Source organism: Streptosporangium sp. NPDC002524, from assembly GCF_040295985.1.
Taxonomy (GTDB): domain Bacteria; phylum Actinomycetota; class Actinomycetes; order Streptosporangiales; family Streptosporangiaceae; genus Streptosporangium.
Window position 1 is genome coordinate 220,880 of the sequence record NZ_JBEOWK010000014.1, and the last position, 12,317, is coordinate 233,196.

General features: G+C 70.5%; 12 protein-coding genes. 8 read left to right on the plus strand and 4 right to left on the minus strand.

Annotated features, from left to right (window positions below; genetic code table 11):
• The first annotated feature begins 127 nt into the window (after positions 1-127).
• The 7 genes from ABT053_RS24665 (at position 128) to ABT053_RS24695 (ending at position 7,267) form a co-directional block, all read left to right on the plus strand.
• Entirely contained in the window at positions 128-1,429 is a 1,302-nt protein-coding gene (locus ABT053_RS24665) for a pyridoxal phosphate-dependent aminotransferase (RefSeq protein ID WP_350971695.1), read from the plus strand.
• Between the two features lie 141 nt (positions 1,430-1,570).
• Positions 1,571-2,797 carry an acetyl-CoA acetyltransferase gene (locus ABT053_RS24670; protein ID WP_350971697.1) on the plus strand — a complete coding sequence of 409 codons (1,227 nt, stop codon included), beginning with the start codon at positions 1,571-1,573 and terminating at the stop codon, positions 2,795-2,797.
• A gap of 280 nt (positions 2,798-3,077) precedes the next feature.
• Positions 3,078-4,595 carry a carotenoid oxygenase family protein gene (locus ABT053_RS24675; protein ID WP_350971698.1) on the plus strand — a complete coding sequence of 506 codons (1,518 nt, stop codon included), beginning with the start codon at positions 3,078-3,080 and terminating at the stop codon, positions 4,593-4,595.
• 281 nt (positions 4,596-4,876) lie between these two features.
• A complete protein-coding gene (locus tag ABT053_RS24680; RefSeq protein ID WP_350971699.1) occupies positions 4,877-5,977 on the plus strand; it encodes a winged helix-turn-helix transcriptional regulator in 1,101 nt (366 codons plus the stop codon).
• A complete protein-coding gene (locus tag ABT053_RS24685) occupies positions 5,974-6,399 on the plus strand; it encodes an acyl-CoA-like ligand-binding transcription factor (protein ID WP_350971700.1) in 426 nt (141 codons plus the stop codon). The genes ABT053_RS24680 and ABT053_RS24685 overlap by 4 nt, the downstream gene beginning before the upstream one ends.
• Before the next feature lie 106 nt (positions 6,400-6,505).
• The gene (locus ABT053_RS24690; protein ID WP_350971701.1) at positions 6,506-7,027 is read left to right on the plus strand and encodes a 2'-5' RNA ligase family protein; all 522 of its coding nucleotides are present in this window, start codon (positions 6,506-6,508) and stop codon (positions 7,025-7,027) included.
• 78 nt (positions 7,028-7,105) lie between these two features.
• Positions 7,106-7,267, plus strand: coding sequence for a hypothetical protein (locus ABT053_RS24695; protein ID WP_350971702.1), 162 nt, complete (start codon positions 7,106-7,108; stop codon positions 7,265-7,267).
• Between the two features lie 784 nt (positions 7,268-8,051).
• Here the strand turns inward: ABT053_RS24695 and ABT053_RS24700 are convergent.
• The 4 genes from ABT053_RS24700 to ABT053_RS24715 all read right to left on the minus strand — a co-directional run bounded on the left by ABT053_RS24700 (position 8,052) and on the right by ABT053_RS24715 (position 11,739).
• The gene (locus ABT053_RS24700; protein ID WP_350971703.1) at positions 8,052-8,453 is read right to left on the minus strand and encodes a profilin; all 402 of its coding nucleotides are present in this window, start codon (positions 8,451-8,453) and stop codon (positions 8,052-8,054) included.
• Positions 8,454-8,891: 438 nt separating this feature from the next.
• On the minus strand, positions 8,892-9,362 hold the full coding sequence (locus ABT053_RS24705) for a hypothetical protein (protein WP_350971704.1): 471 nt from the start codon (positions 9,360-9,362) through the stop codon (positions 8,892-8,894).
• A gap of 453 nt (positions 9,363-9,815) precedes the next feature.
• Complete coding sequence (locus ABT053_RS24710) at positions 9,816-11,273, minus strand: serine hydrolase (RefSeq protein ID WP_350971705.1); 1,458 nt, start codon at positions 11,271-11,273, stop codon at positions 9,816-9,818.
• Positions 11,266-11,739 (minus strand): hypothetical protein, encoded by a 474-nt coding sequence (locus ABT053_RS24715; protein ID WP_350971707.1) that lies wholly within the window; start codon positions 11,737-11,739, stop codon positions 11,266-11,268. Before ABT053_RS24715 ends, ABT053_RS24710 begins: the two co-directional genes overlap by 8 nt.
• A gap of 70 nt (positions 11,740-11,809) precedes the next feature.
• Between ABT053_RS24715 and ABT053_RS24720 the strand changes: the two genes are divergently transcribed.
• On the plus strand, positions 11,810-12,286 hold the full coding sequence (locus tag ABT053_RS24720) for an Lrp/AsnC family transcriptional regulator (protein WP_350971708.1): 477 nt from the start codon (positions 11,810-11,812) through the stop codon (positions 12,284-12,286).
• Positions 12,287-12,317 lie beyond the last annotated feature (31 nt).

Genomic DNA, 12,317 nt, shown 5'->3' on the forward strand with positions numbered 1-12,317 from the left:
CCGAAGGGCCGGGCCGGACCGGGGACGGGGTGGACGGCGACCGCCCGCGCGGACCCCGCTGAACCGGCCCGTACCCAGGTGCGTAGCTGGGGGTGTCAGAGGCGTGAACGTCCGTCAGGAGGCCCCGTTGGCCGGTCCCACCGATCGCAGCCGAGTGCGCACCGCCGCGCACAGCCCGTCGTACTTCTCGCTCATGCGGGCCGCGCCGGAGCAACCGGAGCAGGGGGAGGAGCTGGTCGACTTCTGCGTCCCCTGCAACCCGTACTTCCCGACGCCCGAGGTCTTCGGCGTCCTGGAGCAGAACCTCGGCACGATCCTGAAGTTCCACCCCAGCGACGCCGACACGATCACCGCCGAGCTGTGCGGGGTGCTGGGCCTGAACCCGCAGACCGTGGTGATGGGCAACGGGTCGACGGAGCTGATCACCTGGATCGACCACCTGATGGTCAGGGAGAGCCTGGCCGTCCCGATCCCCACGTTCGGCCGCTGGACCGACCAGCCGATGGAGACCGGCAAGCGCGTGGACATGTATCCGCTGCCGGAGAACCAGGGGTTCGCGCTGGACGTGGACGCCTACGTCAACTTCGTCCGGCACCGCGGCTCCCGGGTGGCGGTGATCTGCAACCCGAACAATCCCGACGGGGGCTACCTGCGCCGCCACGAGGTCATCGCCCTGCTCGACCGGCTCGTCGACCTCGACCTGGTCGTGGTGGACGAGTCGTTCATCGACTTCGTCGACGCCGAGCCGTACCCGAGCGTCGCGAACGAGGCCGCCATCCGGCCCAACGTGGTGGTGCTGAAGAGCCTCGGCAAGAACTTCGGGCTGCACGGCATCCGTTTCGGCTACATGGTGGCCAACCCCGCGCTGGCGGACAGGGTGCGGCGCGCCCTGCCCAAGTGGAACCTGAACTCTTTCGCCGAGACCGTGGTCTTCATGATCCGCCAGCACATGTCCGAGTACCTGGACAGCCTCCGGCTGCTCGCCCTGGACCGCGAGTCGATGCGCTACCAGCTGACCCGGGTCCCCGGTCTCACCGTCTTCCCCTCCCAGGGCAACTTCCTGCTGGTACGGCTCCCCGGGGGCAGGGACGGCGCCGCCCTGCGCGACCAGCTGCTCGACGAGCACAACCTGTTCGTCCGCGAGTGCGGCAACAAGCTCGGCATGACCAGCCAGTTCATGCGCCTGGCGGTCCGGCCGGAGCGGGACGTGCGGCGCCTGATCAGCGGGCTGTACGCCGTCCTCTACGAGAGCGGGAACAGGTCGCTCAGCTCCGCACCCCCGCCCCTGCCGACCCCCACACCCCTGTACGACCCGCTGCCCGCGTCCCTCTCGACGCCCCTGCAGACGCAGAGCCTCCTGGCGCAGACGCCCCTGTACGAGGGCGACCGCCGCTTCGACATGCTGTCGGCCCTGCCGCCCTCCGTCTGAGACGCCCGCGCCCTGCCGACTCGGTCCTCGGGCGGTTTTTCCGTACGGACCTGGAGGAACGCTCCGGGGCGCGTTGACGACATACTCTTCTTGTTGTAGTAAGAAGCGGACGGCAGAGGGATCTCAGCGAGGAGGCGCGCGATGCCGGACGCGGTATGGATCCTGGGCGGCCACCAGAGCGACTTCGCCCGCAACTGGTCGAGGGCCGGTCAGGGGTTCGCCGAGCTCACCGGCGAGGTCGTGCGCGGCACCCTCGACGACGCCGGTCTCGCCCCCTCCGACGTGGACGTCATCCACGTCGGCAACGCCTTCGGCCAGCTCTTCACCGGGCAGGGACAGCTGGGCGGCATGCCCGCCACCGTCGAGCCCGAGCTGTGGGAGGTCCCCGCGGCCAGGCACGAGGCGGCCTGCGCCTCCGGGGGCGTCGCCGCGCTGGCCGCCATGGCCGACATCGAGTCCGGACGCTACGACTGCGCCCTCGTCCTCGGCCTGGAGCTGGAGCGCACCGTGCCCGGCGACCTCGCCGCCGGGCACCTCGGCGCCGCCGCGTGGGTGGGCCACGAGGGGCAGGACGCGAAGTTCGTGTGGCCCCACATGTTCAGCGCCCTCGCCGACGAGTACGACCGTCGCTACGGCCTCGACGACGCCCACCTGCGGGCCGTCGCCGAGCTCAATTTCCGCAACGCCAGGGCCAACCCCAACGCGCAGACGCGCGGATGGACGTTCACCGAGGCCAGCTTCACCGCCGACGACGAGGCCAACCCGGTGGTGGAGGGCAGGCTGCGGCGTACGGACTGCAGCCAGATCACCGACGGCGGCGCCGGGGTGGTGCTGGTCGGGGAGCGCTTCCTGTCCCGCCACCCCGGACTCGCGCGCCAGGGCCGCCTCGCGCGGGTGCTCGGCTGGGGACACCGGACCGTCGGGCTCCCGCTGGCGATGAAGCTGGAGCGCAGCCGCGACGAGCCGTACGCGCTGCCGCACGTGCGCAACGCTGTGCTCGACGCGTTCTCCCGCGCGGGCGTCGGCGGCGTCGACGACCTCGACGGCATCGAGACGCACGACTGCTTCACCATGTCGGAGTACGCCGCGATCGACCACTTCGGCATCACCGGCCCCGGTGAGAGCTGGAAGGCCATCGAGAACGGCGACCTGGAGATCGGCGGGCGCATCCCCGTCAACCCGGGCGGCGGTCTCATCGGCGGCGGCCACCCGGTCGGCGCCACCGGGGTACGGATGCTCCTCGACGCCGCCCGCCAGGTCACCGGCCGGGCCGGTGACCACCAGGTCGAGGGGGCGCGCAGGTTCGGCACGCTCAACATCGGCGGCAGCACCACCACGACCGTCAGTTTCGTCGTCGGAGCCGAATAGGCCCGGGTGGAACGGGCCGGTCGGGTGAGGCGAGCCGGATCCGGGCAGACTGGGCCGGGCATGGCCGGGCGAAGTGAACCGGGCGAAGCGGACCGGTTGAAGTGAGCCAGGCCGAGCGTGGCCGGGCGAAGCGGGCCGGTTGAAGTGAGCCGGGCCGGGCGTGGCCGGGTGAAGTGAGCGGGCATTCCCCGCGCGGTCCGGTCGTACGAGGGCCCACGAGGGCCCGCGAGGTCCGGTCGTACGAGGGCCCGCGCGGTCCAGGCACACGAGGAGAAGGCCAATGGACGTCGAAGTCGTCGGGCGCGTGCTCTCGACCCTGCCCCAGGACGACGACCACCCGTACCGGACGGGTCCGTGGCGGCCGCAGACCACCGAGTGGCGCGCCGAGGACCTCCAGGTCGTCGAGGGGGAGATTCCCGCCGACCTCGACGGGGTCTACCTGCGCAACACCGAGAACCCGGTGCATCCCGCGCTGGAGCGCTACCACCCCTTCGACGGCGACGGCATGGTCCACGTCGTCGGGTTCCGCGACGGAAAGGCCTTCTACCGCAACCGCTTCGTCCGCACCGACGGACTGCTCGCCGAGCGGGAGGCGGGCGGACCGCTCTGGGCCGGGATCGCCGAGCGGCCCGCCGGTTCCCCGCGCCAGGACGGCTGGGGAGCCAGGGGGCGGATGAAGGACGCCTCCAGCACCGACGTCGTCGTGCACGCGGGGGTCGCGCTCACCAGCTTCTACCAGTGCGGCGACCTCTACCGGCTCGACCCGCTCACCCTGGAGACGCTCGGCAAGGCCGAGTGGGGCGGGGCCTTCCCCCACGACCTGGGGGTCTCGGCGCACACGAAGGTCGACCCGCACACCGGGGAGCTGCTCTTCTTCAACTACGGCACCACCGAGCCGTACATGCACTACGGCGTGGTCGGGGCCGACGACCGGCTCAGCCACTACGTGGAGGTCCCGCTCCCCGGGCCGCGACTGCCGCACGACATGGCCTTCACCGAGAACTACGCCATCCTCAACGACTGCCCCATGTTCTGGGAGCCCGAGCTGCTGGCCAGGGGGCGGTACGCCGCCAGGTTCCACCCCGAGCTGCCGACCCGGCTGGCCGTCGTTCCCCGGCGCGGCGGCCCCCGGCCGATCCAGTGGTTCGAGGCCGACCCCACCTACGTGCTGCACTGGGTCAACGCGTACGAGGAGGGCGACGAGATCGTCCTGGACGGCTTCTTCCAGGGCGACCCCGAGCCCAAGGACACCGGCGAAGGTGGCGCCTACCAGCGGATGTTCCGCTTCCTCGCGCTCGACCGCATGCAGACCCGGCTGCACCGCTGGCGGCTGAACCTGGTCACCGGGCGATGCGAGGAGGAACGGCTGACCGACTCCATCACCGAGTTCGGCGTGCTCAACAACGCCTACGGCGGGCGCCGCTACCGCTACGCCTACGCGGCCACCGGGCTGGAGGGGTGGTTCCTGTTCGACGGGCTGGTCCGCCACGACCTGCTCACCGGCCAGGAGGAGCGCTTCGGCCTGCCCGCCGGGGTGTACGGCAGCGAGCCCGCGATGGCCCCGCGTACGGGATCCACCGCCGAGGACGACGGTTACCTTGTTACGCTGACCACCGATATGAACGAAGATCGTTCCGAGTGCCTGATCTTCGACGCGGCGAGGGTGGCCGACGGTCCGCTGGCCAGGCTGAGGCTTCCCGAGCGCGTCTCCAGCGGCACGCACGCCACCTGGGCGGCGGGCGACTCGATCCCCGGCTGGCGTGACGCCGAGTCACCGGCCCACGCCCTGAGACTGTGACCGGCGTGCCCCGGCCCGCGAGAGTGGGGAGCGGTGTCGCCGGTTCCCCCGGCGCGGACGCCTCCGGCCGCGTGGCCGCGAGGGCCGACGCCCCCGGTGCCCCCGACGCCCCTGGCGCACCCGATGCCTCTGGCGCCCCCGCCGGTCGCGACGCGGAGGGGCCGGAGTTCATCGGCCCCGCTGTGATGGGGTCGGAGCTCATCGGTCTCGCTGCGATGGGGACGGAGGTCATCGATCTCGCTGTGGCGGGGAAGGAGCCTCCCGGTCCTGCCCTGGCGGGGATGAAGGTCACCGGTCTCGCCGTGGCGGGGGCCGTGGTCGCCGGTGGTCCCGTCGCGTCGCGGGCGAAGGCCGCCGTTCCCGGTCCCGGAACCCCGGGAGGGGACGCGGCGGCGAAGGGCACCCGGGACCGTGGCCTACAGGAGACGCGCGTGCTCGTGCACCCCGTGGACCGCCCCACGCAGCTTCCCCCGGGGCACACCAACGCGGTCGGCCTCACCCTGGGGCTGATCGGCGACGAGTGGAACCTGCTGATCCTGCGCTACGCGCTGCTCGGGGTGCGCCGCTACGGGGAATGGCGGCAGGAGCTGCCCATCTCGCACGCCGTACTGACCCGGAGGCTGGCGTTCCTCACCGAGATGAGCGTCTTCGAGCGGGTCGAGTACCAGAGCAGGGCCAAACGGTTCGAGTACCGGCTGACCAAGCGGGGACGGGACCTGTGGCCGATGCTGCTGTCGGTGTGGGCGTGGGAGTCGCGCTGGGTGCCCGAGCACCAGGAGTCGCTGCCCAGGATGGTCCACCGGCGCTGCGGCCGGGAGTTCCTGCCCGTCCTCACCTGCGCCGCCTGCTCGCGTTCCGTACGGCCCCGCGACGTCGTCGGCGGTTTCGGGCCGAGCGGCACCTGGGAACGCTCGGTGCCCGCCGCCACGACCCGGCGCCGCTCCGGCTCCACCGCCGACGGCGGCGCGGGCATGTTCCCCGAGACGATGGCGCTGGTCGGCAACCGCTGGTCGGCGGCGATCCTGGGAGCCGCCTTCCAGGGACTGCACCGCTTCCGCGACTTCGAGCGGCACCTGGGCGCCCCGCCCACCATCATCGCCGACCGGCTCCGGGTCTTCTGCGAGCTGGGCGTCTTCGAGCAGGTGCCCGGCGCCGAACGGCCGGACTGGCTCAGCTACCACCTCACGGAGAAGGGCCGCGCCTTCTTCCCCGTCACGATGACCGGCATCGACTGGGGACAGCGGTGGTTCCGGGCGGCCGAGGGACCCGCCCTGGTCTACACCCACCGGGCGTGCGGGCGTGACTTCCAGATCCAGCTGACGTGCGACGCCTGTACGGCACCGCTGCGCGGGCACGAGATCGTGGTGCAACGCCCGGCATGAGACGACTCGACGGCACGGGCCGGCCTCGACGGCTCGAGATCGGGTTCGGGCTCGGGCTCGGGCTCGACAAGTTCGACGGGGCCGGGCGGCACCACCCGCCCGGTGAGCCCGCTGTGCGGGCGGTGCCGGTCCATCTGCGCGACGAGGCCCACAGCCGCGACCGCAGGCCGGGGCTGCCCGACGGATCCGGCCGCGTCTTCGAGATGATGTGGGCCGCCCCCAGGCTCACCGCGCGGCTGGAGGACCTCGGCCGGCAGATGACCGGCGCGCTCGCCGCCGTGCTCGCCGAGGAGACCGGAGCCGCCCCGGACGACCCGGTGCCCCGCGTGGTGGCCTGGCGGCTCGGCACAGCGGCCCGGTCCGAGATTGAGCCCACCGCAGCCGCCGGGGACACCCTCGACTCTCCTGGAAGACACCCCTGACGGCCACCCGACGCGTGCTCGTGCCCGACCAGGACCACGCCCTCCTCACCGTCCTGGCATGGAGGAGATCCGCAGCCGGACACAGCGCACCCGTTACCGTTGCCTGATGCACACCATCGAGCTGACCTGTGACGACATGCTCGACTCGGCGGTGCGCGCGGCCTGGGACCGGCTGGCGGCCGAGGGACTGCCCAGCCAGGCCCGGCACCCGCACCCGACCAACCGCCCCCATCTGACGCTGGCGGTCTGCGAACGGCTGCCGCCCGACGCGCCGGCCGCGTTCGCCGAGGCCTTCGGTGACCTGCCGGTGCCGGTCAGGCTGGGGCCGCTGCTGCTGTTCGCCGGCCGGGCGCGGGTGCTCGCCTGGGGCGTGGTGCCGCAGGCCCGGCTGCTGGCCGTACACGCGGGGGTGTGGCGGGTGCTGGGCGGCTCCTGCGGCGGCAACCCGCTGCACGCGCCGGGACGGTGGCTCCCGCATGTGACGCTCGCCCGCAACCTGGACGCCGCGACCCGGGCGCAGGCGGTCACGGTGCTCGACGGGCTGGCCGAGGCCACCGGGGCGTTCTGCGGCGCGCGCAGCTACGACGTCGCGCTCCGCACGACCGTCCCTTTGGCGGGACAGGGCTGACCAGGGCTGATCAGGGCTGACTAGGGCTGACCAGGCCTGTCACCGCCGCCCCTTCCGCGTCGGGGTATGCCCAAGGACATGAGCAAAACTTCGCGGGACAAGGACGCCGCCGCCCGGATCCTCCGCCAGGCCGTCGTGCAGACCCGCCCGGTTCCCCTCGCCGATCGCGCCGTCCGGCGCCGAGCAGGGCGTACCGGCCGCGTCGAGGACCGCGGCCGGGTGGATGGCGCTGCCGGCTGAATTCGCCGAGCAGGTACGCGAAGGCGAGCTGGGCCGCCGGCACTGCACCACGAGGAGCTGTGTCGCCGCCTGGCCGACGTCGCGGCCGCGCTCGGCGAGGCCTGCCCCGGCGGCCTGGAGCACCTGCGGCGCAACGCCGGCCGCCGCTCACGATGACCGCGCCGCCGGCGTGGTCCCGGCCTCCAGGCAGGGGTGCCGTCAACCAACGTGTCACCAGCCGCCAAACCCGTTCTGACCTGGGACGCCTCGGCTAACAGTAGAAAAGCCAATAGCGCTACCGGGCGAGTGATGAGGCCCCGAGCTGCGCCGTTCGGACCTGCGATGACGGGGGTTGTCACGGGTCAAGGTGCTGGATTCGGAGACCGTGCCTCTCCGCAGATCGAAGCTGTCTGCCGCCTTCATGTGTGGCCGGACGGATGGCGTCTGGAGAAGACCTCTGAGGGAAAGAGGCGTCTGGTCGAGGACAGCGCTGCCGACGACCCCTTTGATGTTCCGCAGGAGGACACCTGAGGGAGCGGAAGTCCGGCAGCAATGTGAGGCTGGAGACGCCGTGCGTGATGTCGCTGCCGCTTGGGGAGGTCGGCCGCGGCTGAGGGGTGCCGTCGGCCCCGTGGCACTGACAGGCTTCGGGGCATGATCAGACACGACATGGGCGGCATGCGGCACGTGGGCGGCTGGTAGCCGTACGGCAAGCCGAAGGGCCCGAACGGGGAAGGAGGGTAGGCCCTTCGGCGTGCAGGTCGGAGACGCGCCCGGTCGTGCGGGGCGTCAGTCTGCCGATCCCTCAGTAGCCCTGGCCGGTGAGGTAGTCGGCGAGACTCTCGACCGTGCTGTTGGCATTCCCCGCTACCGCCGTCTCGGGGTGGTGGCCCACGATGACGGTCCTGTTGGCCTTCGCGACGGTGATGCCGGTCCTTCCGGATCTGGCGTAGATGCTTCTGTCTTCGGCTTTCGTGAGGATGTACCTGTTTCCGGCGACGTGAAGGCCGTCGCCAAACGCGCGGTCCTTCACGGCCTCGTCGCCCGTGACGATGCCGACGATTACCCGCATCTCTTCGGGTGTCGGGTCGAATCCAGGGCTGAGGGCATAGAACACCTCGTCGGTAAGGCTGTAGATCCCCGCTTGGTCGATGTGGCCACTGCCGATCAGGCTGTCATCGACGTATGTCTGCCAGCCGGTGTCCATGCTGCCGCTCCTTGCGCTCGTGGTTTCACGCCTACTGCCCGTGAGGGGCGTCTTGGTCATCGTCGAGCAGTGGGAACGTGCCATCAAGGGGGTCGGGCGGCCGAGCTGAGCCCAGCACTATCGACGTCCTGGTACGCGCCGTACGACAGGACGCCCGTGATGCCGAAGCGCGCGGCGGGGGCAGGCTCATGGCCGATCACCGTAGCGATCTGCGAGGCCACAAGTCCGCGCACCCGCCGACATCATCTCCGCGTACAGCAGGGGGGCGGGTGTCCTGTCCGGGCGTAGTCGTCGTACTGGCTAGTGTCTGACCCGCGAGATGTCAGGTAGTTCCGAACGATCGCCGCCACATCTGTCCGGGGTAACTCTGCGTTTTCGGTGTACTGCCTTCCCGGGATTCCGCGGCGAGGGGATGAAACAGGACGGGCAGGTGCGCCTTCACGTCGGCACCACCGACTTCATGACAGAGCGGATGGCGGCTTCTTCAAATCCGCATCGCTGTCGCGCACAGGTATAGCGCACCTTGAGCAGTTGGCCACGTTCCGTCACGGTGAGCAGAACTGTTTCGCCAGTGGGGAAGCTCTCCATGTCGGGGGCGTATTCGATATAAAAACTACGCAGCACGTAGCCGGGCGCACTGGCGCCCACCACCACCTTCTCGCGTCCTTCCAGCACAAAATCGGAAGCGTCTCGGGCGGACTTGAGATGCTCCTCCACTGCGTCTTCCAACGAGGCTGCGTGCGGGAGCAGGGACACCTGGTATTCAGCCCACCAACCGAAGGGCCACCATGGCGGCTTCGCGGTCAGACCCACCGGGAGGCGTTGGCCGGGATCGACATCGATTCGCCAGCCTGCCGGATAACCGATTCGAAAGCCCTGCACGACGTGGTACCTCACCTGCGGTTCCACCCTGTCGCCACCTGCGAGCAGACATGTCAAAAAAATCACCAGGAGGATTCGCGGGATCCGTCTCGCTCCCACCGCCGCCGCCTCGTGGTCCCGGGAGGGCGGGCCTAGGGATTGCGTGCCCATTGGGGCCCCTCGTCAGGCACAGGACGGTCATTGGAACAGGTCCGCGTTTTCGGTGAGCTCTCGTTCGGCGCCGCGTACGCGACCTCGAAATCACCCGCCAACGCGGGATTCCCACCGGATGACAGGTCGGCCATGCCTGTCATCCTCCTATGTCAGTTCTCTCCCGGCGCGGGATTACTCCGAACGTGTTGCGCGCGGAGATGATGTCAGTGGGTCGCACAGACTTGATGTCAGTGATACGGGCCTCACGCCTGCGCGTAGAGCTCCGGCGAAATCGGCGTAGAACCAGTGCTGATCGCACCGCCCTGCGCGGGCCTCGCACCGTCGTGGTCAGTTCTGGGGACAGAAGACGGCTTCGATGAACTCCTCCACCGGTTCGTCCAGCTGGTTGGTGTCGGCGAGGTTCAGCGACATGCTCACCTGGGTGGTGGCCTGGCGCGAGGACCACGCCTGCGTCCGGTAGCCGGGGAACGAGCCGGTGTGCCCGTACCTCAGCCCCGCGCGGGAGGTCTTCCTGCCGGTGACGCCCAGCCCGTAGGGCCGGTCGTCGGTGATCTTCAGCATCTGCGTCAGCTGCTCGGCGGGCAGCAGGCGGCCGGACAGCAGTGCGGCGTACAGGGTGTTGACGTCGGCCGCGGTGGAGATCATCTCTCCGGCCGGTCCGGCCTCGGCCGGGTTCAGCTCTGTGACGTCCTGCGGCTCCCGGTGGCCGGGGAAGGTCGCGTAGTGGTGAGCGTGCGGGCCGGGGATGGCGATGTCCTGTCCCGGCAGGATGGTCTGTTCCAGCCCGGCGGGGACGATCACTTGATGGGTCAGATAGGTGCGCCACGGCCGGCCGGTGACCTTCTCGATGATCAGGCCGAGGATGGCGTAGTTGGTGTTGGAGTAGGCGTGCTCGCTGCCCGGCGCGAACGCCGGCCCCCGGGGTGCGACGCTCGCCACCAGGTCGCGCGGTTCGGGGGCCGTCGCGCGCAGCCGCTGCGGTGTGAAGGGCAGGCCGTCCGCGTAGTCGGCTATGCCGCTGGTGTGATTCAGCAGGTTCCGTACCTTGACCTTGCCGCCGTCCGGCAGGAGTCCAGGCAGGTGGGTCTCCACCGTGTCCTCCAGCGAGAGGCGCCCGTCGGCGGCCAGCTTGAGTATCCCGGTCGCGGTTACGGTCTTCGTGATCGACCAGGCGCGGAACCGCCCGTCCACGGCCGGAGGAGCCGCCCCGCCGCGTTCGGCCTTTCCGCTGGACAGCCGGTAGGTCCGGCCCTCATGGCGGACTTCGGCGAGCACGCCGACCGCTCCGGCTTCGACGATCGCGTCAAGGCGTTCCCGCAGGAGGGACCGGTAGACCTGGGGGGACGCAGGGGACACAGGGGACACAGGGGGCGCGGCGGAGCAGCCCGTGGCCGGCGTGGGCGTGAGTACGGGTGACGGGCGGGTCTTCCTGTAGGCGTCCTTGAGGCAGATCTTCCCGTCGCGGAAGCGCCACAGGTCGATGCCGTACTCGCGGTATGGCGAGCCGTCATCGGCGACAAGGTGGTATGTCCAGGTGCGTACGGCCCATTCGCCGTTCGTGAGCGGCTCGCCCTGGTCGATGACCGCACCGGCATCGTGCTCGAACATGGCGCGGAAGCCATCGGCCAGCTCGGCGTGACCGCGGAAGGTGCGGCCCGGCTCGGGGCCGACGGACGCGGAGTAGACCGCGTCCTCGGTCATCAGCTCCAGCAGTCCGCCGATGTCGCGCCTGGTCCAGGCGTCCGCGAAGCGTTCCAGGCACTCACGGCGGCTCGTCTCAGACATGGTCGTTGTACTCCTGTGCGAGGTAGGTGTCCAGGTCCGGGCCGCCGGGGTTGGCGAGGATGTGCGTGATCCAGGCGCGCCGCTCGAAGTCGGTGACGCTCAGCTCCCACACGCACCCGGCCGCCTCGCCCGGGTGCGGCGCGAAGTGCTCCGGCCGGTCGGCCGGTGCGGACAGGATCCGCTGGTGGACCTCGTTCTTCTCGGCCCACCAGCAGGCCAGCGCGTAGCAGAGCCGGGGCGCGTCATGGGCGATGACGAACCCGACACCGTACCGGCCGGGTGTCACGGCAGGCGCGGGGAGCACCTCACGGGCGGCACGCAGGGCGGCCTCGGCGACTTCCGCGCGGACAGGCCGCCCGTCCGGTGCGATCGTGTACAGCTTGACCACCCAGTCACCCACCTCGGCCCGGCGAAGGAAACGCACGGTGCGCGGCTGGTACGGAAGATCACGCAAGGGCGGTTGCACGCAGCTCCTCCTTAGTTAATAAGGTATTCTCTTCTGTTTCCCTTATATATAGAGCCTATCGGAGGATTTCATGCCTGTGCAGCCCCTGGACGCCGTCAACCGCGTCCTGCTGGCGGAGCTCTCCCGCGACGGACGCAAGACGGTCCGCGCGCTCGCCGCGCTCGTGGAGCTGTCCGAGCCCTCTGTACGCGACCGGCTGGACAAGCTCTCCCGGGACGGAGTGGTCACCGGCTACCGCGCGATCGTCGAGCCGGCGGAGGTCGGCGCGGGCACGGCCGCGTTCGTCGCCCTGCGCTTCAGCTCCGAGCCGGGGGCCAAGGCGGAGGTCAACGCGGCCCTGGAGCGAGAGTCGTGCGTGCTGGAGGTGCACGAGGTGGCAGGCGAGGACTGCTACCTGATCAAGATGAGGGTGGGCACCACCGTCGAGCTGGCCGACGCGCTCGACCGTATCCGCGCGATTCCGACGATCTCACACACCAATTCCACGGTCGTCCTGCGCACCGTCTTCGAACGGCCCGTCGTCATCGAGGCCGGACAGCGGAACTGAACGGGACCCACGCCCTGGTGGTCACAGGGCC

Bases quoted from the DNA above. Each gene is read 5' to 3' on its own strand.
- ABT053_RS24670 (WP_350971697.1), top strand. From the start codon at position 1,571: ATGCCGGACGCGGTATGGATCCTGGGCGGCCACCAGAGCGACTTCGCC.
- ABT053_RS24675 (WP_350971698.1), top strand. From the start codon at position 3,078: ATGGACGTCGAAGTCGTCGGGCGCGTGCTCTCGACCCTGCCCCAGGAC.
- ABT053_RS24680 (WP_350971699.1), top strand. From the start codon at position 4,877: ATGAAGGTCACCGGTCTCGCCGTGGCGGGGGCCGTGGTCGCCGGTGGT.
- ABT053_RS24685 (WP_350971700.1), top strand. From the start codon at position 5,974: ATGAGACGACTCGACGGCACGGGCCGGCCTCGACGGCTCGAGATCGGG.
- ABT053_RS24690 (WP_350971701.1), top strand. From the start codon at position 6,506: ATGCACACCATCGAGCTGACCTGTGACGACATGCTCGACTCGGCGGTG.
- ABT053_RS24695 (WP_350971702.1), top strand. From the start codon at position 7,106: ATGAGCAAAACTTCGCGGGACAAGGACGCCGCCGCCCGGATCCTCCGC.
- ABT053_RS24700 (WP_350971703.1), bottom strand. From the start codon at position 8,453: ATGGACACCGGCTGGCAGACATACGTCGATGACAGCCTGATCGGCAGT.
- ABT053_RS24710 (WP_350971705.1), bottom strand. From the start codon at position 11,273: ATGTCTGAGACGAGCCGCCGTGAGTGCCTGGAACGCTTCGCGGACGCC.
- ABT053_RS24720 (WP_350971708.1), top strand. From the start codon at position 11,810: ATGCCTGTGCAGCCCCTGGACGCCGTCAACCGCGTCCTGCTGGCGGAG.